Below are 22309 nucleotides of genomic sequence, written 5' to 3'. Positions count from 1 at the left end.
AAAGGGGCCGCCCTCTATCGGGGCCACCCGTTGGCCGGGGGTACTGTCACCTTTTGTCCGAACTCCGAACGGGGCTTCGATGGCCCGATTTTGCAAGGAGCGGTCCAAGAAGACGGCTCATTCCAGTTGCAACCTCTGGAGGGGTCAAAGATTCGGGCAGGTTGGTATCGAATTGCGATCGCCCCCCGACCGGGTAGCCAAGAATTTCCCACTGCTGAGAATCCTTACCCCGGTTTGCCAAATTTATTCCGAAATCCGGTATTGTCTGGTTTGGAAAAAGAAGTGAAAGAAGGGGTCGAAAACGTCTTCCATTTCGACCTCGGGGACTCGTGAAATTCCAAGATCTGAGGATCGCTTTCTCAGGATGGATATTCAACCTAAAAATCAGACGATGGTGCGCAGATTTTGTCTTATGAACATCTCCGGCATTTCTTTGGAACTTGGATTAAGTTGACAGACTGGCATTCGAGGCGTGATTATCACCTCACCCATGACTATGGTAACGTGGTCAAGGGGATCATGTGACCCCTGTGGGCCACTTTTGGAATCACGTCATGCGTCTGTGTCGTTATGGGCTGATTGAACAACCACAAGTTGGACTGTACGACGAAGCCGGGATCATTCCCCTTTCCCTCGCGGAACTGGCCTACCACCAAGGCACCGGCAAATGGCTGCATATCCCCCATGATGATGAACTGATTTCATACCTTCCCCCGGTTGGCGAGCATCATCTGGCGATGCGGCGACTTTGGACATGGCTGGAGCAAAATCCCGGAGCCGTTCCCGGCCCGTTGCGACTCGACCCGGAAACAACCCGGATTCTCACGCCTGTCGCCCGCCCCAACAAGTTGCTCCTTCTCGCCGGGAATTATGCCGAGCATGTGAAAGAGCGTGGTTATGTTGTCGAGGAGCAACAAAACACGTTTCCCTATGTGTTCATGAAACCCGCCAGCACGACGCTGAGCAATCACGGTCAATCAGTGGCAATCCCGTCCAGTTCGCCCGACGGGATCGATTGGGAATGCGAGCTGGCCGTGGTCATCGGCCGGAAATGCCGCAATGTGACGGAGGCCGAGGCCCTTTCGCATGTGGCCGGTTATACCGTCATCAACGATATCTCTCACCGGAAGTTTCGACCCAACCCCGGCCGCAAGACCCGCGAGCGAGACAAGTTCTTTGACTGGCTGCATGGCAAATGGTTCGACGGTTTCTGTCCGTGCGGCCCGTGTATCACCTCGGCGACCACCATCCCCGATCCTCACACGCTTGGTGTCAAACTGACGCTCAACGGTGAAGTGAGGCAAAACGGCAGCACGGCCCAGATGATTTTCAGCATCGCCCAGATCATCAAGTTCGTTTCGGAGATGCTGACCCTCGAACCGGGAGACATTATCTCCACGGGCACCCCCTCGGGCGTCGGTTCCGCAAGCAACACCTTCCTGAAACCCGGTGACGTGATGCATGCGAGCATCGAGAAGATCGGCACGCTCCTCACGCCGATGGTCAGCGAAGCGGAAGAAGGGGATTCATCGTGGGATATTTGACACCGATGATTCGCGGAAAAGTTTAACCACAAATCCCCGCCTATTTCGCGGGACTTTTGCCCTGTATATTGATTGAGAACCTTTTTGCCCTGCCGTTCGCTCTCCCGAGAACTCCCGCGATGTCCGGCACACGTTTTGGCCTGTTGCTCTTTGGCTTTCTCTCGGCCGTTCCGTTAAACGCCGCCGATCCCAAGGGGTTGGAGTTTTTCGAGACGAAGATTCGACCCGTGCTGGCCGAGCAGTGTTTCTCGTGCCATTCGGCCGAGGCCCAAACCAAGAAGAAACTTCGCGGAGGCTTGTATCTCGATTCGGCCGATGGCCTGCTCAAAGGGGGCGACACGGGACCGGCCATCGTGCCCGGTAAGCCAAAAGAAAGCCTGTTGTTCGCCTCGTTGAAACACATTGAAGACCCGAAGATGCCCCCCAAAGGCAAACTTCCCGAGACGGTGATCGCGGACTTTCAAAAATGGATCGAGATGGGGGCTCCCGATCCGCGAACGGGAACCGCCAAAAAGCAAACCGGTCTGAGCCTCGAACAAGGCCGTCAATTCTGGGCCTACCGGCCCGTGGCGAATGTCAAAGTTCCGGAATTGAACGGGCCAACCGTTCTCACGGACATTGATCGTTTCATCCAAACTCAACTCACGGCCAAGAATCTGAATCCAGCCCCGGAAGCCGACCGGGGCGTACTGATTCGCCGACTCTCTTTTGATCTGACCGGCTTGCCGCCAACCCCCAAGGAGATTGACGACTTCGTCTCCGACCAACGACCGGATGCTTACGAGCGGTTGACGGATCGCCTGCTCGCTTCGACCGCTTATGGCGAACGGTGGGGCCGCCACTGGCTCGACTTGGCCCGGTATGCGGAATCTTTCACCCTCCGGGGTTTTATTCTCAAGGAAGCCTGGCGATACCGGGACTATGTGATCGACAGCTTCAATCACGATCTGCCGTTCGATCAATTCATCAGAGAGCAAATTGCCGGAGATTTGCTTCCTGCGGACGACTTGGAAATTAAACGCCGTCGATTGATCGCGGCGACATTCCTCACGATGGGCAACAACAATCTGGAGGAACAGGACAAGAAGCAATTGGTGATGGACGTCGTTGATGAACAACTCGACACCCTGAGCCGGGCTTTTCTGGCCCAGACCGTGACCTGCGCCCGCTGCCACGATCATAAGTTCGATCCGATTCCCACGAAGGATTATTACGCCCTCGCCGGCATCTTGAAGAACACCAAAACGCTCAACCATGCGAACGTCTCCATGTGGATCGACCGGCCGCTGCCGATGGAAGCGGTCCGCGAGACGGAAGCGAAAAAGCACGAAGCGAAAGTTGTTCAACTTCAAAAGCAAATCGCCGACCTCAAAGCCCTCGTTGGCAAGAAGTCGCCCGCCCCGAACCCCAAAAAGCCAACGGTGCGGGCCATCAAAGATCTTCCGGGCATCGTGGTGGATGACAGCAAGGCCAAGAAGGTCGGCGCATGGAAGGAATCACAGTTTTCCGGCTCATATGTCGGGGCCGGATACATCCACGATGAGGACGTCGGCAAAGGGGAAAAGACCCTGACCTTCCAGTTTGAGATCCCGGCGAACGGCAAATACGAAGTGTGGTTCGCTTACTCACCCGGAACAAACAGGTGCGCTGATGTCCCGGTGACCGTGTTCAGCGCCGACGGCGAAAAAACCATCCATGTGAACCAACAGAAAACGCCCGAGATCGACGGCCTGTTTCACTCCCTTGGCCAACACACTTTTGAGAAGGGTGGCCAGGGCTTCGTCATCATCGACACCGGGAACACAAAAGGACATGTCATCGCGGACGCGGTGTTGTTTATCCCGGCCGATCAGGCGAAACTCCCGGCGAAGCCCGAATCAAAGGAAGATGCCCCGGCAATTGCGGAAGCGGGCCAGCTTCGCCAGATGGAGGCTGAACTGAAGAAACTTCAGTCCACCGGCCCAAAGCGGGACATGGCTCTCGGCTTTGAGGAAGAAAAGAAAATCGAGGACGTCCGGATTCACATTCGCGGCAGCGGCGCCAACCTCGGGGCGGCGGTTCCTCGCGGGTTTCTGCAAGTGGCGATGTGGTCCCCGGCCACTCCCCTGCCCCCCAATCAAAGCGGTCGCAAAGAACTCGCCGAATGGATCGCCGACGCCCGCAACCCGCTGACGGCCCGAGTGTATGTCAATCGCGTCTGGCACTGGCTCTTGGGTGTTGGCTTGGTCCGGACGACGGATAACTTCGGGACCACCGGCGAAACACCATCCCACCCGGAATTGCTTGACCACTTGGCCCGACAGTTCGTGGAATCGGGATGGTCAACCAAGAAACTGATCCGGATGATTGTTCTCTCTCACGCTTACCGGCAATCATCGAAAACCAGTACGGAGGCGAAAAAGGCCGACCCCGAAAACCGATTGCTCTCTCACATGAACCGCCGACGGCTGGATGCCGAGGCGATCCGGGATGCCTTTCTGTCCACAAGCGGCGATTTGCGGGCGTCCTCCGGCGGGATTACCTTCAAGCCCGAACTCACAGCCGATTACAACTTCAAGTTTTCCGATCCAGTGCGAAGCGTGTATGTCCCGGTGTTCCGCAACAGCCTGCCGGAAATTTTCGAGGTGTTCGACTTTGCGGACCCGAGTGTCTCAACAGGCAAACGAAATGTCAGCACGGTCGCCCCGCAGGCATTGTTCATGACGAATCATTCATTCGTGATCGAACAATCTCGCAAAGCGGCCGAGAGATTGCTGGCCGAGAAAGATCTCGACGATGGCCAGCGAATCGACACGGCCTTTCGCCGGCTCTTTGGCCGATCAGCGACCAACGACGAACAAACCATCATCCGCAAATATCTGGGCGAGGGAAGCGGGCGTGACGAACGCTGGCCCCGCGTGATGCAATCACTGTATGCGAGCGTCGATTTCCGGTATGTCGATTAACCCTGAGACGGGAGAGCGATCATGTTCAATGACTTCCAAATGACCCGTCGCCGGGCGTTGCAGGCGGCCGGGTGCGGTTTCGGACATCTCGCCTTCGCCGGTTTGTCGGCCGGCGGGAATTTGCCGGCGACGCATTTCGCCCCCAAGGCCAAACGGGTGATCTTCCTGTTCATGCAGGGGGGCGTGAGCCATGTCGATTCTTTCGATTACAAGCCACGCTTGGAGAAAGAAGACGGCAAGTCCTTCGGTTTCGACGACGCTCGTGTGCTGGCCAACACCGGGAAACGCGGCTCGAATCAACGAGTGATGAAACCCCTCTGGAAGTTCGCCCAACATGGCGAATCCGGCCGATGGGCATCCGATCTGTTCCCGCAGATCAACAAGCATGTGGACAAGATGAGTTTCATCCACTCCATGCACACCGAGGGAGTGGCCCACGGACCGGCGACGTTGTTTCTGCACTGCGGCTCAACCAACTTCATCCGGCCATCGATGGGATCGTGGGTGGTGTATGGGTTGGGCACACCGAACGAAAACCTGCCGGGTTTTGTGTCCATCGCCCCGTCGGCCGGCAATGGCGGCCCGCGAAACTACGGCAACGCTTTCCTTCCGGCGAAATTCCAAGGGACAGCCATCGGCAAGGCGGGCGGCCCGGCCAGCGATCTCGTCATCCGCAATTTGAAAAACGGCGGTATGGACGGGAAAACACAACGCGAACAACTTGATTTGCTTCAAGCCCTGAACGCGGAGCAACTGAAAAAAACACCGGGGGACACCGAGGCCGAGGCCGTCATCAACTCCTATGAACTCGGCTGGAAGATGCAGAGCCACGCCCCTGACATCCTTGATCTTTCCAAGGAAACGGCGGCCACGCAAAAGCAATACGGCATCGGCACGAAAGAGACTGATACGTTCGGCCGGCAATGCCTCATGGCCCGCCGACTCTGCGAGGCGGGTGTGCGATATGTTCAAGTGACTTATGGGGACAATGGCGCCAACCCCGCGTGGGACCAACACTCGAATATGCCTCAACACGGGATTCACGCCAAGGCCGTTGATTTGCCAATCGCCGGGCTGCTTGCGGATTTGGCTCAACGCGATTTGCTCAAAGACACACTCGTCTGGTGGGGCGGCGAATTCGGCCGCACCCCCTACGCCCAAGGCAACGGCACCGGCCGCGACCACAACCCCGGCGGCTTCACCACGTGGCTGGCGGGGGGCGGCGTGAAGCCCGGCTTCGCCTTCGGTGCAACGGATGAATTCGGGGCGGCCGCCGTGGAAAACAAAGTCCACATGCACGACCTGCACGCGACCATGTTGCACCTTCTCGGTCTCGATCACGAAAAACTGACGTTCCGTTACAGCGGCCGGGATTTCCGGCTGACCGATGTTCACGGCCAGGTTGTGAAGGAAATCATTGCGTGAGTCGGCGGGGATTCACTGAAGGATGAAGTCGAATTTTTCCCCGTGTCCTTTGATCTCAACCCGCAGAGGCGTTGTGCCCGTAGTCGAGTATCGCTCGGGGAGTTTTTTCACCGGACAAGCCGGGCCGGAGGTGAGGATCACCAAGTAAGTTCCCGGCGGCAAACTCTGGTGGGAATAAACCCCCTGCTTGCCGGACTTCGTGTCATAAATTCGCGGGACTCGCAGGCCCAGAGTCACGAACGACACTTCCACTTCTTCCAATGGCTGTCCCTGCCAGATCACCCGGCCAATGATCCCGTCGTTAATCTCCACGACTTTCGCCGTCGGCTTCGGTTCCGGTTTGATTTCTCGGGGAGGAATGTTGATCTGTTCCGGTCCGGCCACTTTTACAGGTTTGGCCAATTCTCCGCGAACTTTTTCGATCAATTGATGGAGGGCGATCGCTCGATTGGCGACGGCGACTTCTCGTTCGGCCGTCTGTAATCCGGTCGTGATGGTCTTTTGGAGTTCCGGCCGGTGGCCGATCATTTGCCGGGCGACCAGCAAGCCCCCCTGATACATCCGGTAACATCCGGCGGGGTCGCCACCATTATGCAACGTGGCTCCGCGATCATGGACATCCCGAAGAATCAAATCAAGATTCTTGTCAATCGCCCGGTCATCCGCCGCCAAGGCGGGGATTGACACCGCCAGCCCGACCAGCAAGACCGCCATGTTCCTCATGAGAATCACTCCGGTTTCGCGGGAATGCCGCCGGGCCGAAACTTCAATTCCACGATAATCCTTTTCGGGGGCCGGATCGTGATTCTTAAAACTTCGTCAACGGCCCGGTGCCGGGCAAAAGCCGCCCGGAGTTTGTCCGGCAATCCCGGATCCAAGATGGAGAGATCGTCCGCAAACCGGCCGTTGTACTGCACTTCCCCGAGGAATTCCTCCCGTGTCATCCCCGGCGGGGCGGGAGATTCGACGGCCATGAAATCCACACGGTAGCGATCCGTCGGGCCGAGTGTGTCACGGGCCAGATTGCCAACGGCCACCAGCCCTCCGATGACCAGACACAACGCCGCGACGGCTAGCGTCACCCGCATCAGGACTGTCGGCCAGCGATTCGGCTCCGGAGTCACCACACGTTGATTTCCTGTTCGAGGGACACCCCGGTCTTCTGGAAGACCGTTTCTCGCACGCTCTTCAGCAGACTCAGGATATCCGTCGCCGTCGTCCCCGGTTGGGCGATCAGATAATTGGCGTTCCGGTCGCTGATTTCCGCATTCCCGGATTTGGAGCGAACCAATCCCGCTTCCTCAATCACCTCGGCCGCCGTCCGACCCGACGGGTTTTTGAACATCCGCATGGCCGATTGATACAAGAACGGCTCCTCGGCCCGACGGTTGATCCATGCCCGGCGCATCCGTTTGGCGATTGCGGTCGGTTGATCGGTTTCCAACTTGAATTCCAGCGAGAAAATCACCGGGTCGTCAAGGTCGCTGTCATGGCGGCCGAAGCGGATTTCGCTGCGATCCCGTGTCCGCACCTGACCGGCCTCGTCAAGCACGTCGAGTTTCACCAGATTGTCCGCGATTTCCCCGGAACGGTCGCCGGCGTTGCAACGAACCGCTCCGCCGACGGTGGCACGAATGCCCACGAGCGTTTCAAAACCAGCGAGGTTTGCCCGGCAGGCCGTGTCGATCAGGTGAGACAATTTTGCCCCGCCACCGACGGTCACTGATTTGCCATCCACCTTGACGGAAGCGAATTCCGGAGCCGTCAGCCGAACGACGACGCCGCGAACCCCCTCGTCCCGGATAAGCAGATTGGTGCCATCACCCATCACCCGGAATGGGATTTTTTCCCGCCGACATGCTTTTAAGACATCGGCCAATTGAGCGGGTGTCTGGGGCGTGACGACATATTCGGCCGGACCGCCGATCCGCAGGTGCGTGAAGGGGGCCAGCGGTTGGTCGGCCCGCAAGATGTCGGCAAATTGGTCGCGGAAGGCCATTTCCATCCTCGAAAAACCGGGAACAACATTCCTTACCTTACGGTTTTGTTTTCACGGGCGTCAACGGGAGGGGGCGGTTCGTACCATAACTTTCTTGGAAACCATCCCCGTGTCTCGGATCTTCTCCCATGAGTATTCCCGGTCAATTGAACCCGCCCGCCCGTCTCCTCCTCGGGCCTGGCCCCAGCGATGCCCACCCCCGCGTGCTGGGGGCGATGACCACCCCGCTGTTGGGCCACCTTGACCCGTTTTTCCTTGAACTGATGCAGGAAACCCAGCAACTGCTCCGGGACGCCCTGTTGACCAAAAACCCGCTGACCTTCCCAGTGAGCGCCACCGGCATGGCCGGGATGGAAACCTGCGTCGTCAACCTGATCGAACCGGGCGACAAGATGGTGATCTGTTACGCCGGGTATTTCAGCCATCGAATGATTGATGTGGCGGGTCGTTGCGGCGCGCAAGTCACCATTTTGGAACAAAAATGGGGTCAGGTCTTCGACCTGAACGTGATCCGGGAAACGCTGAAAACCGTTCGGCCTAAAGCATTGGGAATCGTCCATGCCGAGACTTCGACCGGTGCCCTCCAACCGATCGCGGAACTTGGAAAACTTTGTCATGAATACGACTGTCTGTTGATCGTGGATGCCGTCACGTCGTTCGCCTGCACGCCGTTGAAGGTGGACGAGTGGGAACTGGATGCCGTGTTCTCCTGCTCCCAAAAGGGCCTTGGCTGCCCGCCCGGCATGTCCCCCGTGACCTTCGGCCCGAGGGCCGAAGCCGTCATGTCGAGCCGCAAAACCAAGGTCCAAAGCTGGTACTTCGATCTCACCATGATCCGCACCTACTGGACCTCCGGTGACCGGGCGTATCACCACACGGCCCCGATTTCGATGGTTTACGCTTTGCGAGAAGGCTTGCGAATCGTGATGGAAGAAGGCTTGGAAAATCGCTGGGCGCGTCACCTGCGGAACCACCTCGCCCTCAAGGCCGGATTGACGGCCTTGGGCCTCAAGTATTCGGCCCAAGAAGGCCACCAACTGCCGCAATTGAATGCCGTGTACATCCCGGAAGGGGTGGACGACCTGACCATCCGCAAGAAACTGCTCACTGAATTCGGCATCGAAATCGGCGGCGGCCTCGGCGACTTCAAGGGCAAGGTCTGGCGCATCGGTCTGATGGGTTACAACAGCAAGCCCTCAAGCGTGTTCATGGTCCTCGCCGCCTTGGAAAAGAGCCTCAAAGAAGTCGGCGTGAACATCATCCCCGGCAGTGGTGTGGCGGCGGCCGAGTTGGCTTACTCGGCAAAGTAAAGCGAAAAAAGGCACCAACCACAAAGACGCAAAGATCACACAAAGTTTCGCCAAGAAGTCAGAAGATAATAGTTCTTCAAATGCTTTCTTGATGAAACTTTGTGTGATCTTTGCGTCTTTGTGGTTGATGCCTTTCTTCTTTTTACTTCCCTTCGATTGTCACCGCCATGATGACCGGGGCAGTTGCATCAGAACCTTTCACGAACTCGATCTGTTTAATCACATCCGGTCGTTGCGGGTTGATGGCCAAGTAGCGAATCTGTCTTCCCGCGAGGTTGAACGCGAACTTGGAGCCGGGAACGTCCACGCGGCGAATGTAATCCGCGATTTGTTCGCCGTTTTTGAGATCGTGGTCTTCGGTTTTTCCGTCTTCGTAAATCAGCCGTACTTTTAGGGAAACAGATCCCTTCTCACCGTATGGGGAAGCCCAACCGGCGACTCCGCCCAAGAGGTGAATCGTCTTTGCGGATGAATTCACCGGAATCGTGACTGACTTCGGCATCTTGGCCGGGATGGGACCGGACTTGCTGTTCAACAGGATCACGTTCGGGGTCTTCTCCCCTTGCGGATCAACGAGAATGAACGGCACCCCCTCGAAAGTCTTCGGCTTCCAATCGGGGAAGATCAGACGTTCGACCGTCGCCGCTTCGTCGATGAACATTCCCTTGGTGCTTACAATGGTCGCGGCCTTGTCGAGCGGGATCGGCAGGAATTTGCCGCGTTTCGTGAGGAATTCGAGCAGGTTACCGAACTCTTCCGTGTTCATTTGCTTCTCAAACCCCTCGGGCATCACGGACTTGTTCGATGCCGTCAGGCTGTCGATATCTTCCCGCAACAGGGTAAATTTCTTGGCCTGCGAATCGATCAATTCGATGCTCGTCTTCGTCTCCGAGGCAAGCAACCCGGTCAGCACTTTGCCGTCGGCCGTGCGAACCGTGTAGGCGCGATAATTGCCTTCCACGCTGCGGCTGGGGTCCAGAATGTGAACCAGCAGTTCTTCCTTCGGGTGGACGGCCATTCCCGTGAGGTCCGGGCCGACTTTGCCCCCTTCGCCGGAATGCACATGGCACGCTGAGCAATGCTTCGTGTACATGGCCTTCCCGGCTGTCGCGTCGAAGGTCTTCTTGAGGATCAGCTTGGAAATATCGTCGATCACCTTTTGCCGGTCGGCGTTCGGCAACCCGCCCCCCTTGGCCAGCAGGGCCGTCGCCCGTTTGGCGAGGGCTCTGTCCGGGTGATTGGCCAACCCCTGTTTCTGGTCGAGGGCCAGATCGTTCAGCGAGATGGCCCCGGCTTCGGCGGCCGTCAACAATTGCCGTGTCGCCTCGGTGCGAGCCAGCATCGCCCGCAAAGCGGCCGCTTGAATGGACGGCGGCCAAGTGGGATAGGCTTTCAAAATGTCTGCCGTGGCTTCCGGAGCGGAACTTTGCCCCAAGGCTTCCAAGAAGCCAACCGCCACCGTCGGCGAACTCCGAGGGGTGACAATTTCCAAAATGGCCGTCAATGTCGGCCCGTCGTTCGGCTTGAACTCGATCAATTGCCGGGCGGCGGCCACCCGTTGATCGTCGGATAGCTTTTCGTTTTGGATCGTGTCGATCAGCGATTTGGTGATCTCGGCCGCGTACTTGTCAAAGGCTTTGCTCCCCATCGCGTTGGCGAGTTTCACCAGCGAGCCCTTGGAATTAGGCGAAAGTTTGGCGAACAGATCCGTCATGGCCTTCTCGGCCTCGGGGGAGAGTTTCGCCGTCTTGCCTTTGGGCCAACCTTTGGCCATCGCGGTGACGATTGTGTCGGCGACGGTCGGTGTGGCATCTTTTAAACGATACACCACGAGGTCCAAGCCTTCTCCTTCCGGAGCGCGTCGGGCGAAGTGTTCTGCAACGATTGCGAGAACTCGAATTGTTTGCGGCGGTACTTCCTTCTGGTGAGCGACATACATTAGAAAACCGACATCGTGTGTTGCCGCCGCTGCTGTCGCGGCATCAATCAACCAGCGATCTCCGGCAACTGCAGGATTGTCCAAAAAACTCAGCACAGATATCCCGGCGTCCAAATCAGGTTCTTTTTCCGATAGGGCCAACAATCTCGCCAGTGCGATTTGCGGTGAAGAACTGGTTAGAAAACTACTAACTTGTTTGCTAAGTAGCTTCGGAGCTGACGTTATGACGGCATTCAGGCGAACACCGGCCGAAGGATGCGTGTATGTCGCTTTATAAACGGCATCTGAAGCGGTTTGCGAAGTTCCTGATAGCAAACCCAAACCGCCGAGCGTCCGTATCGCATGAATCGCCCCAACGTTCAACCCGATCTCATCAACTGATTTGTCTTCGACCAACTTCACCAACGCCGCAACTTCACTCTTGTCCTGTCGCTCCACCAGCAACCGTTGGGCGTGCAATCGCCAGAGCATCGTTGGGTTTTTCAATGTCTCAACAAGTTGCTTCGCGGTCGCGTCTTTGAGATTCGGAACGGGTGATTTGTTCTTGGCCACTAACCGGTAAATCCGGCCGTGTTTTTTGTCACGCAGTTCCGTCTCGTAAGCGTTCCCTTTGCCGGTCTTGAAACCGACGGGCGTAGGGTTGTGCTGGACGATGTAAGCGTACCAATCAATCACCCACATGTTCCCATCGGGGCCGACCTCGGCGGCGATGGGGGCGTTCCATTCGTCCGTCCCGGCGACAAGGTTCCAGCCGTAACGGGCTTGGAAGTCGCTGCCATAAGGCTGAAGCACCATCGTGGCGGTCAGGTGGCCGGTCGGGTCGCTCACAAAGGCGGTTCGGTTCCAATACTCTTTCGGGTAATTACGGCCCGTATACAGGGCATGTCCGGCAGCCGATGTGAAGCCGTTGTGCCAGTCCACCTGGCGAATTTTGTCCGTGATCGGATGATACGTGTTACTCAGGGCGATGTTCGGCAACACACTGGACGACCAGCCGCGAACCTTCTCGTAATAACGGTTCGGCACAGCCAGAAACACACTGGCACAACCATTGGCGGTTGAGCCAAACAACAATCCTTCTTCACTAAAACCAACGCCCCACGAGTTGTTGTTGGTTCCCCGCAAAAACTCCAGTTTGGTGACACTCACCTTCTTGGTTGCCGGGTCTTGTTCCAATTTGAAGCGATAAAACCCTTGGCCAAATCTGTTCGATTCCCCGGCCACGGTGCCGTCGAAACCGCTGTAGCCGACCATTCCGTAATACCAGCCATCTAGGCCATAACGCAAGTTGCTCGGCCCGGCGTGGGTATCCCGCGTGCCCCAACCAGTGAACAAAGCGTATCGTTCATCGGCTTTGTCGTCCCCGGTGGTGTCCCGCAGGAAAAGCGTATCCGGGGCCTGATGGACGATCACACCGCCGTAGGCAAACGTGATGCTGGTCGGGATGCTGAGTTTGTCGGCAAACACGGTATACTTGTCCGCGATGCCGTCGTCGTTCGTGTCCTCGCAAATAACAATCTTGTCCCGGCCTTCGCCGGGGCGTTGCATTTCATTGGGGTAATCGACGGTCACGCATACCCACAGCCGGCCGCGTTCGTCCCAATTCATCGCAATGGGTTTGCCGCCAAAGTGGGGTTCGCTGGCGAAGAGTTTCATTTCAAAGTCGGCCGGATGTTGATAATGCCTGACGCTCTCGTCCGGGTCCATTGGCTTTTGCATCTTGCTTGTCGGCCCTGCCGATGCGCCCGCGTTTTTCCCGGCCGGGTAAAAGGGAATCTTCGCGTCCACATATTCAGCCGGTTTCAGATCCTTGGCGGGTCCGGCCATCTTCGGCTGATCGACATAAGCCGCGGCCAGGTTTTTATCCTGCCCACAGGCCCAGCGGATGCCCCGCTCGACGAGATTCACAAAGCCCGCGTGCGCCCAAGTCCGTTCATCATGGCCCCAAGCTGTGTAGAACACCCGGCCTTTGCCATGCGTGCGAACCCATGTCCACGGTTCCTTGCCGTCTTTGTCTTCCCGATATTCGAGGACGATGCGGTCTTTGTTGTTGTGCTTTGTGTGAACGTAGGATTCGTCCCAACTTTCAAAGCCGCTGAAGTTTTCGGTGATCGGGTGATCGGTCTTTTGCGGAGTGACACGGAAGACACCCGTGCCGTGTTTTTGAAATTGGGCTCCGACAAGCTCGACATACTTCTCCGAGTTACGGAAGCAGTATGAACCACAATGCAAGGGAATAAAGCCCTTGCCGGAGGCGACAAAATCAAGAAGGGCTTTCTCTTGCTCTGGCTCAATCGTGTCGATGTTGGCAAAAACGATGAGGCCATCATACTTGTCCAGTATTTTGGCATTCAGCCACTTGGCCGAATCGGCGTACACTAAGCGGATGTTCCGCTCGCCCATGACTTTTTCAAATTGCCGGAAACGATCCAGCGGACGGTGATGCCCGTTGTCCCCGAGGAAGAGAATTTTCAATTCCTTCGGTTCATCGGCACGAAGGGAGAAACAGGCCACGGCCAACAGGCCGAGGGATAGCAAACCACGCATGGAAACGTCCCCATCAAGCGGGAGAGAGAGGATTGATTCCTGTTATCGTTCGAGAAAAGGAAATTGTCACGCAGAAAAGGTGATGGGTAAATCAAGCAAAGCGAGCGAACCGGGTTGAATCGGAAACCGGCGACGGTCGCCCTATCACTCGTCCGCATGTCTAACAGACAGCTATTCCCGAACGCAAACGGCCAGTTGTTAATCATCCGCAAATTGCCAAAAATGTGTTTGTGGATTTGAGTTTGGCACGATGGTTGCAACCATAATTCTCCAAGCGGCAAGCGTGTCGGCTTGACACACGGGCGGCCGATCCTTGCCAATCAAGTTGTGTGGATTTCCTTTCATCGTTGCCCGTGAACTGTTGAAGGAGGTTTACCATGTTGCCAAATCTTCTGAACGGCTCATCCCAAGCCAATCGAGTCGCCTCTTTGTTTGATCGCCTCTTTGACGGCGATTTTCTCACTCAAGCGACCCAAAATTGGTCTGGGTCGTCTCTGGCCATGTGGGAGAACGATCAGACAATTTTCGTCGAAATGGATGCACCCGGTGTCACCGATACGGATGTGGAAGTGACCTTCCACAACGGGGAACTGCTCATCATCGGCGAACGCAAGGGCGAACGAAGAGAAGGGAGCCACGACACCAGACGTTATGGCCGGTTTGGCCAGCGGATCAAGGTGTCGATCCCGGTGGATGTCGAAAAAATCGATGCCAAGATGACCAATGGCGTACTGACCGTCACGCTGCCCAAGAGCGAAGCGGCCAAACCCCACCGGATCGCTTTGAGGAGCGAATAGGGGGTCGCGGGGATAGAGAGACGGCTCTGAATCTCAGAGCGTCCGCCGATAAAACCCGGCTTGCGTGCCACGGAGATGGCGTTATAACCCCCGTCCGTCGAGGTTCCGCAATTCAGCGGAAATTACTTTTCGACGAAAACGGGGACGGGTCATGCGGATGCGATTTTGGGGCGTGATCGGCCTGGCGCTGGCGTGTCAAGCGGCCCCGGCCCAACAAACTGTTCTGCCGTCCGTCTTCCTGCCCGAAGCCGTCATCGAGCCCGCGTCGAGTTCAAAAGAACCGTCGGCCCTCCAAGAGCCATCGGTTTTAAAAGACCTGACGCCATTGGAATTACCACCCGCCCATCATGCGGCGGCTGAAAAAACATCTGGCTTGCTGTTCACCGGCGAATTGTTGCTGCTCACGCCCCGGCAATCGAATCTCGATTTCGCCTTGGTGGACGGCAAAAACGACCTCATCCCGGCGGGCAGCATGCAATCGCTGCATCTCCGCACCCAAGCCGGGCTTCGCACTGGCATTGCCTACCGCACCGAACGCGGTTGGGATATCGGCTTCAATTACAGCTTTTTCAACACCAGCGACGCCTACGGTGTGACCGCCCCGGACGGAGGGCTGCTCTACCCGTCGCTCACCCGGCCCGGCCTCATCAACGAAGCCCGATCGGCCTACGGCAAGGCCACGTTCACCATGAACAACTTCGACGCGGTCATTGGCCGCTCGTGGGAAGTGGACGAGGATTTCTGGTTTCGCTTCCTGGGCGGCTTGCGCTTCGCCACTATGCAAAACGCGATGCAAGCGACCTATGACGGACGAGACGCGATGCAGGCATTCGCCCAGAACAAATCCAACTTTTCCGGCGTCGGCCCGATGTTCGGCCTGGAAGCCAATTGGAACATCGGCTCCGGTTTCGGCGTGTTCAGCAAAGCCAATGGCGGCTTGCTCAGCGGCACCCAGCGGGTGCAACTCTTGGAAACCAACAACGGCGGCGGCACGGTTTACACGGACTTTCACGACCGCTACGGCACAGTGGTCCCCTTCATGCAACTCGGCCTTGGGATGGAATATCGCTACAACGGCGTGTTCATTCGGGCCGGATATGAAGTGACTCAGTATTTCGATGTGGTTGATCGGCCGGTGTTTTTGGACGACTTTGCGGAAGGGAAACTCACTCGCCGCGTCACCAATCTCGCGCTCGACGGTCTCTTCCTGCAAGCCGGGTTCAGCTACTAAAGCCATCTTGACAATTTGCCCGTTTGCCCGATATACGCGCCGCTTCTGCGACGGGGCACGACCCCTCGAAATCAGCCAGGGGAAGTGTGATGACTCGCCTTGAATCGATCCGCCGACCGCACGCCCTTCCCGTCTCCATGCTGGCCCTTTTCTTGATGGGCTTCGCCTTCTGGTATTGTTGGAATCCGGCCGCCGAACTGGTCGCCCAGCCGGAACGATGGAAACAACAAAACCCCCGCGATCCTGAATACTCAACCGATCCGGACGATCCGTTTCCGATGCCGCCGGAGCTGATCGGCGTCGATCTGCTCGCCCAATCCAAAGAAGCCGCCGCCGCGAAGGGCACGGGTTGCATCGCCTGCCATCAGCACACCGGCGACCCGCACGGCAAGGACACGCTGCACATCGGCTGCACGGACTGTCACGGCGGGAATCCCTCGGCGACCGACAAGAATCTCGCCCACGTCAGCCCGAAGTATCCGGAGTTCTGGCCCACGTCGGCCAATCCCGTTCGTTCTTACACGCTACTCAATCATGAATCACCGGAGTTTATTCGCTTCGTGAATCCCGGCGATTTGCGGGTCGCCCATGTCGGTTGCGGGACGACCAACTGTCACCCCCGCGAAGTGCAGACCAATCGCAAGCAACTGATGGCCACCGGGGCCATGCTCTGGGGAGCCGCCCTTTACAACAACGGTTCCGTGCCATTCAAACGGGCCAGATTCGGCGAAGCCTATTCCATGAAAGGCGCCCCGGTGCGGATGATTTCCAACCCGGCGCCGGAGGAATGGGAAATCAACACCAAGGGGGTGGTGCCCTACCTCGACCCGCTGCCGCGATTTGAAATGAGCCAGCCGGGGAACATCCTGCGCATCTTTGAAAAAGGCGGGCGTTTCCGGCCCGAGGTTGGCATCCCCGAACGCACCGAAGAACCCGGCCGACCCCGCACTCGCCTGAGCGAACGCGGCATCGGCACCGAGAACCGCACCGACCCGGTGTTGGTGTCCCTCAACAAAACCCGCCTCTTCGACCCGACGTTGAATTTCATGGGCACCAACGACCACCCCGGCGACTATCGCTCCAGTGGTTGCACGGCCTGCCATGTCGTTTACGCCAACGACAAATCCCCCGTTCATTCGGGGCCATATGCCTCGGCGGGGAGCCACGGATTCACGCAGTCGTCAGACCCGACGATCCCGAAGAACGAATCAGGGCATCCGATCCAGCATAAATTCACGAACTCTGTGCCGACGAGCCAGTGCATCGTCTGCCACATTCACCCCGGCACAACGGTGATGAACTCCTATCTCGGCTACATGTGGTGGGATCAGGAGACCGAAGGCAAACACATGTACCCGGAGAAACAGAAGTACCCCACGAACCGGGAAGTGGCCCAAGCCCTTCAAGCCAACCCGGAGGAATCGTCCGTGCGGGGCAACTGGTCCAATCCGGAGTTTTTGGAGAACATCACGGACCTGAATCCGTTGATGAACAAAACCCAATTCGCCTCCTTCGCCGGCCACGGCTGGGTGTTCCGGGCGGTGTTCAAGAAGGACCGCGAGGGAACGCTGACGGACCACTTCGGCAACAAGATTCCGAGTGTCACTCCGCGCGATCTGGCGAAAGCCGTCGAATTCCCATGCAAGGCAAAGAGTTTCCACGGCACACTCGCCGCGCAGATGGACAAGGAAGAAAAAATCCCGGACGTGAAATACATGGTCGCCTGCGAGGCCAAACTAAATGCCGAGCGGGCCGGTCAGCCGGTTCACCTGATGGACATTCACCTTGAAAAAGGGATGCACTGCGTTGACTGTCACTTCGTGCAGGACATGCACGGAAACAATCGGCTACACATGGAAGTGCGGGCCGGATGCGAGATCCAGTGCATCGACTGCCACGGCACGGCGTCAACATACGCCACACTGAAAACCTCCGGCCCGGCCGCGTACACATCGGCCCCCCAAAATGCGGGCCGCAATCTCGCGGCGATGAAGACACCGTTCAAGAAACCCCGCTTTGAAACGGTGATCGACGACGCGGGCCGCAAGCGGTACTTCCAGAATTCGATGGTGGAAAAGGATCTTCGCTGGGAACTCGTCCAGACGAAGGATACCATCGACCCGACGAATCCTCGTTACAACGAGAAGGCCGCTCTCGCCAAGACCGTGCGATTCGAGGGAGACACTCTGGCGTGGGGGGACAAACCCGAGGAATGCGCCCACAAAAACAAAGAGATGCACTGCATCGCGTGCCATTCGTCGTGGAATCCAAGTTGCTACGGTTGTCACCTGCCCCAAAAGGCGAATCAGAAGGCGCCGATTCTCCACGGGGACGGCGAAGTAACGCGAAATTATACTGCTTACAATTTCCAGACGTTACGGGATGACATTTACATGCTGGCCCGCGACGGCGACGTGACCGGCAACCGCATCGGGCCGGCGCGGTCGTCATGTGCGGTCCACGTGGGGTCTTACAACAACAACCGCGAATCGATTTACGTTCAACAGCAGACACTCTCAGCCGAGGGCTTCGGCGGGACGGCTTTTAGCACCAACGTGCCGCACACAGTCCGGGGCAAGGGCGACCGCGAGACCAAGCAATGCACCGACTGTCATCTCTCGCGGAAACAGGACAACAACGCCTGGATGGGCCAGTTGCTCATGCAGGGATCGAATTATCTCAACCTCATCGGCCGATATGCGTGGGTCGGCGCGGGCGAGGAAGGCTTGTTCGGCGTGAATGTCACGGAACGTGAGGAACCGCAAGCCGTGATCGGCAGCCATCTGCACCAACTCGCTTACCCGGATTTCTTCGCCAAGCATCAGGAACACAAAAAACAACTGCACACCGGCCATGAGCACCCCGGCCGGGACATCGGCGAGGCCTTCCTGCGGCCGCTGCAAAAGAACGAAATCCTCGGGTTGGCGATTCGCGGGGAATACCTGCTCGCCGCCTGCGGCGAGGGGGGCGTCCGCGCCTTTGACGTGGCCTTCATCGACAACAAAGCGTTTGCAGAACGGATCACCACCGCCCCGGTGTCGCCGTTCGGGCAACAGTTCCATGTGCCGATGAAATACTGCACGGCCGTCGCCGTCCCCAGCACGGTGGCCGTGGACCCGACGCGAAAACGTTATCCCGAAAACAAGGAAGGGCCAATCGCCCCGTATTTCGGTTACATCTACGCGACGGACAAACACGAGGGCCTCGTCGTCATCGGCATCGGCACGATGGTTGACGGCGACCCGACCAACAACTTCCTGAAACGGGCGAAGACCTTCAACCCCGAGGGAGTGCTGGACGGAGCATCGACCATCACTATCGTCGGCTCATACGCCTATATCGGCTCCGAATCCGGCTTGGTGGTTGTGTCGCTGAAAGATCCCGTGAACCCGGAAGTGACCAAGGTGATCGGCCACCCAATCATCGGCAAGCCAAAGTCGATTCAGGTGCAATTCCGTTACGGCTTCGTGGTCGATGAAGAGGGAATCAAGCTCCTCGACGTGACAGAACTCGGCAACCCGATTCCCAAAGCCGTGATGCGAATCGACGGCCTGCACAACATCTATCTGGCCCGCACCTACGCCTACGTCGCAGCCGGCAAAAGAGGGTTGATTATTCTGGACATCAAGAACCCGGAGAAGATGAAAATCGATCAGGTATACACTGCCGAGGGCGAGATCAACGACCTGCGAGATGTGAAATTGGGCATCACGTACAACAGCCAGTTCGCCTACCTGGCCGACGGCCACAACGGCATGAGAGTGGTTCAACTAACCTCTCCGGAAACTCCCGGCAACGATGGCTTCAGCCCCCGCCCGACGCCGCATCTGATCGCCGGGTTCAAACTCCCCGCTCACGGCAAGGCCCTGTGCATCTCCAAGGGCCTTGACCGCGACCGGGCCGTCGATGAAGAAGGCAACCAAATCGGCGTCTTCGGCCGCGTGGGGGCCAGACCGTTCAACTTTGACGAACAACGGAAGATGTATTTGAAGGGTGGCCGCCCGTGGTACGTGAGCGATGACCCGACAGACCCGATCTACGATGACCGGCGCCGGAAGACGGTTGTGCCGGTGAAATAACGAACTTCCACTCCCCGTGCGAGACAGTTTTCGAACTTGAGTTCGACACCAACTCTCGGCAATCCAAGTGATTGCGGAGATGCCCGACCGGAAATGCCTTGGGGCAAAGCGGCATGCTCCTTCTCGCCAGAGGGAACGGTCCTCGCCTGGCTGCATCGGCATTCTGTTACCACGAATGGGACTGAGGCAGGCAGCGATGATCATTCTCGGTCAGCCAGCCGTCTTCTGTCCGTCGTCTAGTCCGGATGCCAGCCGGTCCATCCATTGCTGCACTTGGAGGGCATCACCATAGGTCGCCCCGACGGGAACTTCTTGTTGTCGCCTTGCCACGCGACAAAAGCAGCGAAGCTCCTCGGCCATCATGCCCGTGGCACCGTCGGCGTCGGCGCGGATCTCCAAGGCCATGGGCCAGGTTGCACGCTCGTCCCACACCTCAATCGGCCTGGGATTTGGGTTAATCCTTGCCGACCAACCGGCGCCAAACACTTCCATCCGGTCAAACCCCCTCGGCGCCATCCCTGCGGGGGTCAGATACGACGCGGCGAACGAGGCCAGAAGCCCGTCGGCCCATTGGAGCCGCGCCACCGCCAAGTCGATTTCCCCTGCGGGAGTGCGATGGAATTGGGCGCTGAAATGCACCGGCTCGGCGCGATTCACCAACGCCTGGGTGGCGTAGAGATCGTGAACCATCGTTGCCTGCAACGGATTCTCGCCGGGGAAAGCCCCGACGATGCCGGCCGGCCGATGACGGACACAGTCGATGTACGCGAGATTGCCGCGCCGCCGGGCTTCGACTCGCAATTGCTGAAATTCGCTGTTGAACAGCACAATGTGCCCGATCATGAGATTGCCAGAGTCCGGGCGGACCAGCGACGCCAGGCTCCTGGCCTCATCCAAGTTGTCGGCGACGGGCTTTTCCATCAACACGGTTTTGCCGGCTTCCAAAAGTGTCCGCACGACGGGCACATGCTCGGCTGTCGTGCAGGCGACGACCCATGCTTCGGCGCCCGATTCCGCAATGGCCTGTCGTAGGCTTGTCCAGCCCGGCACGCCGGGAAGTTCGGCGCCCAGCGCATCTAGGCTGGCTTGTCTTCGCGCGACCAGAGCCACCAAATCGGCTTCCGCCAGACGAGCCAGTGTCAAGGCATGCAGTCGTCCGAATCGGCCCAAACCGATCACACCGACTTTCACGGGATCAAAGCTCTTTGGGATCATCGTCATCCTCGTTTTGCCAAAATTGAAGACATTGAATTTGGGGGTGTGTCGCATGCCAGCCGTCATGGCCGTGTCAATAACGCTAAAACACGAGTGCCTCGATCACTTCCTCGTCTTCGGCGAACATCACCTCTGAAATCTGCTGACGGAGTTTCTGGAGCATTATCACGAAACACGTCCGCATCAGGGAAAAGAGAATCTGACCCTCCCGATCGCCAACGAGGAGCGACTCTGACACGTCCCTCGGGGAGATTACGAGATCGTTTGCCACGAGAAACTCGGCGGCCTTATCAAGCACTACGAGCGACGCGTGGCCTGAAATTTCTTGAAGTCAAGACCGACATTTCTCGGGTAGTTCCATGCGCCGAAATGATCATCGATTCTGCTCGACTGAGAAACATGTCCAAAAAGTAACATTCGCAGAACTCAGAATCGGTCGATTGAGCCGAAAAACTCCGTCAAATTCGGGTGACAGAGTTTTTGTACAACGCGACTACAAACGACGCGCCCGCAGAAGCCAAAATCGGTCGCCTGAGTCGAAAAACTCTGTCCGATTTGGATGACAGGGTTTTTGTACAACGCGGAGTATCACTGATGTTGTGGGCTGGGGCCGACCCGCTCGCCCCGGCGCTCTGTGATCCGGACGAACTGCCTGTCGAGCGTGATGACGCCATTTCGGCCGTCGAATACGCATGCCTCTACAACCATTTTGAGCTCCTCGGCAACAAAAAGATGATCCCGGATCCGAATCATCCTTCGGTGAGGGGAGCCCTGCGCTGGGCCAGCTCCGAGCCGGGCCTCGAACTGCTCGAACGACTGTTGAAGGCCGGACTGCGAGTCAACGACCTGCCCGACGGAAGCTCGTCGTTGTTCGAGGGGTACCTGGGCTCGATCGGCAATAGACGTGCACTCTCCCCGCTGGTTTGCGATCTTGCACGGGCCTCGAAGGGATACGCAGGAGGCAAGAAACCGGTTGAAGGCGGTGCGGATACTCGCGGAACGCGGGGCGAAATGGATCCCCGCCGACCGACGAGAGGTCGAGCAATTGAGGAAATCGTTCCTCAACCTTGACCCGGACTTTGCTGCCGAGTTTGTGCTGATCATGTGCCGTCATAAGGCCTGCGAAAAGACGTCCCTGGAGACGCTGCTGCGAACGCCGTCAATCAAATCGCATCTCGCGAGGCACGAACATGATATCGCGAAGATGCTGGTTTTGTTGTCATCGATCGCCGGATTCGGGACAATCAAGAATGACGGTCATGTGCGGGAGGTTTTTCC

The 22309-nt window shown here is 57.7% G+C and carries 13 protein-coding genes; 8 read left to right on the top strand and 5 right to left on the bottom strand.

Features of this window, described 5'->3' with window-relative positions; translation table 11 throughout:
* Window positions 1-554: 554 nt before the first annotated feature.
* From BGIM_RS0130660 to BGIM_RS0130650, 3 genes are all read left to right on the top strand, one after another.
* Window positions 555-1544 carry a fumarylacetoacetate hydrolase family protein gene (locus BGIM_RS0130660; protein ID WP_020473499.1) on the top strand — a complete coding sequence of 330 codons (990 nt, stop codon included), beginning with the start codon at window positions 555-557 and terminating at the stop codon, window positions 1542-1544.
* Window positions 1545-1663: 119 nt separating this feature from the next.
* Complete coding sequence (locus tag BGIM_RS0130655; RefSeq protein ID WP_020473498.1) at window positions 1664-4489, top strand: DUF1553 domain-containing protein; 2826 nt, start codon at window positions 1664-1666, stop codon at window positions 4487-4489.
* Window positions 4490-4510: 21 nt separating this feature from the next.
* Window positions 4511-5914: a DUF1501 domain-containing protein gene (locus BGIM_RS0130650; protein ID WP_020473497.1), complete on the top strand. Its 1404-nt coding sequence runs from the start codon at window positions 4511-4513 to the stop codon at window positions 5912-5914.
* Window positions 5915-5926: 12 nt separating this feature from the next.
* Here the strand turns inward: BGIM_RS0130650 and BGIM_RS0130645 are convergent, their stop codons facing one another.
* Genes BGIM_RS0130645 through murB form a run of 3 tightly spaced genes read right to left on the bottom strand, consistent with a single transcriptional unit; the run spans window position 5927 to window position 7913 of the window.
* Complete coding sequence (locus tag BGIM_RS0130645; protein WP_020473496.1) at window positions 5927-6637, bottom strand: hypothetical protein; 711 nt, start codon at window positions 6635-6637, stop codon at window positions 5927-5929.
* Window positions 6638-6642: 5 nt separating this feature from the next.
* A complete protein-coding gene (locus BGIM_RS0130640; protein WP_020473495.1) occupies window positions 6643-7041 on the bottom strand; it encodes a hypothetical protein in 399 nt (132 codons plus the stop codon).
* Entirely contained in the window at window positions 7035-7913 is an 879-nt protein-coding gene (gene murB / locus BGIM_RS0130635) for a UDP-N-acetylmuramate dehydrogenase (protein WP_020473494.1), read from the bottom strand. Before murB ends, BGIM_RS0130640 begins: the two co-directional genes overlap by 7 nt.
* 128 nt (window positions 7914-8041) lie before the next feature.
* Here murB and BGIM_RS0130630 point away from each other — a divergent pair, with 128 nt between their 5' ends.
* Window positions 8042-9223: a pyridoxal-phosphate-dependent aminotransferase family protein gene (locus BGIM_RS0130630; protein ID WP_020473493.1), complete on the top strand. Its 1182-nt coding sequence runs from the start codon at window positions 8042-8044 to the stop codon at window positions 9221-9223.
* Between the two features lie 142 nt (window positions 9224-9365).
* Here the strand turns inward: BGIM_RS0130630 and BGIM_RS0130625 are convergent, their stop codons facing one another.
* On the bottom strand, window positions 9366-13709 hold the full coding sequence (locus BGIM_RS0130625; protein ID WP_020473492.1) for a PVC-type heme-binding CxxCH protein: 4344 nt from the start codon (window positions 13707-13709) through the stop codon (window positions 9366-9368).
* Between the two features lie 377 nt (window positions 13710-14086).
* On the opposite strand from BGIM_RS0130625, the gene BGIM_RS53165 reads away from it, so the two are divergent.
* From BGIM_RS53165 to BGIM_RS0130605, 3 genes are all read left to right on the top strand, one after another.
* Window positions 14087-14506: an Hsp20/alpha crystallin family protein gene (locus BGIM_RS53165; RefSeq protein WP_020473490.1), complete on the top strand. Its 420-nt coding sequence runs from the start codon at window positions 14087-14089 to the stop codon at window positions 14504-14506.
* Window positions 14507-14657: 151 nt separating this feature from the next.
* A complete protein-coding gene (locus tag BGIM_RS0130610) occupies window positions 14658-15737 on the top strand; it encodes an Lpg1974 family pore-forming outer membrane protein (RefSeq protein ID WP_020473489.1) in 1080 nt (359 codons plus the stop codon).
* A gap of 89 nt (window positions 15738-15826) precedes the next feature.
* Window positions 15827-19816 (top strand): hypothetical protein, encoded by a 3990-nt coding sequence (locus BGIM_RS0130605; RefSeq protein WP_020473488.1) that lies wholly within the window; start codon window positions 15827-15829, stop codon window positions 19814-19816.
* 210 nt (window positions 19817-20026) lie between these two features.
* Here the strand turns inward: BGIM_RS0130605 and BGIM_RS0130600 are convergent, their stop codons facing one another.
* The gene (locus BGIM_RS0130600; protein WP_202947331.1) at window positions 20027-21031 is read right to left on the bottom strand and encodes a Gfo/Idh/MocA family protein; all 1005 of its coding nucleotides are present in this window, start codon (window positions 21029-21031) and stop codon (window positions 20027-20029) included.
* A gap of 480 nt (window positions 21032-21511) precedes the next feature.
* On the opposite strand from BGIM_RS0130600, the gene BGIM_RS0130590 reads away from it, so the two are divergent.
* Window positions 21512-22102, top strand: a complete 591-nt coding sequence (locus BGIM_RS0130590) for a hypothetical protein (RefSeq protein WP_157369547.1) — start codon at window positions 21512-21514, stop codon at window positions 22100-22102.
* Window positions 22103-22309: the final 207 nt, after the last annotated feature.

The organism is Zavarzinella formosa DSM 19928, assembly GCF_000255705.1.
GTDB classification, from domain to species: domain Bacteria; phylum Planctomycetota; class Planctomycetia; order Gemmatales; family Gemmataceae; genus Zavarzinella; species Zavarzinella formosa.
Note: the sequence above shows the minus strand (reverse complement) of the source record. Positions and strands in the feature narration are given on the sequence as shown.

Coding starts and splice junctions, on each gene's coding strand:
- BGIM_RS0130650 (WP_020473497.1), top strand. CDS start 4,511: ATGTTCAATGACTTCCAAATGACCCGTCGCCGGGCGTTGCAGGCGGCC.
- BGIM_RS0130630 (WP_020473493.1), top strand. CDS start 8,042: ATGAGTATTCCCGGTCAATTGAACCCGCCCGCCCGTCTCCTCCTCGGG.
- BGIM_RS0130600 (WP_202947331.1), bottom strand. CDS start 21,031: ATGATCCCAAAGAGCTTTGATCCCGTGAAAGTCGGTGTGATCGGTTTG.
- BGIM_RS53165 (WP_020473490.1), top strand. CDS start 14,087: ATGTTGCCAAATCTTCTGAACGGCTCATCCCAAGCCAATCGAGTCGCC.
- BGIM_RS0130625 (WP_020473492.1), bottom strand. CDS start 13,709: ATGCGTGGTTTGCTATCCCTCGGCCTGTTGGCCGTGGCCTGTTTCTCC.
- BGIM_RS0130645 (WP_020473496.1), bottom strand. CDS start 6,637: ATGAGGAACATGGCGGTCTTGCTGGTCGGGCTGGCGGTGTCAATCCCC.
- BGIM_RS0130660 (WP_020473499.1), top strand. CDS start 555: ATGCGTCTGTGTCGTTATGGGCTGATTGAACAACCACAAGTTGGACTG.
- BGIM_RS0130605 (WP_020473488.1), top strand. CDS start 15,827: ATGACTCGCCTTGAATCGATCCGCCGACCGCACGCCCTTCCCGTCTCC.
- murB (WP_020473494.1), bottom strand. CDS start 7,913: ATGGCCTTCCGCGACCAATTTGCCGACATCTTGCGGGCCGACCAACCG.
- BGIM_RS0130610 (WP_020473489.1), top strand. CDS start 14,658: ATGCGGATGCGATTTTGGGGCGTGATCGGCCTGGCGCTGGCGTGTCAA.
- BGIM_RS0130655 (WP_020473498.1), top strand. CDS start 1,664: ATGTCCGGCACACGTTTTGGCCTGTTGCTCTTTGGCTTTCTCTCGGCC.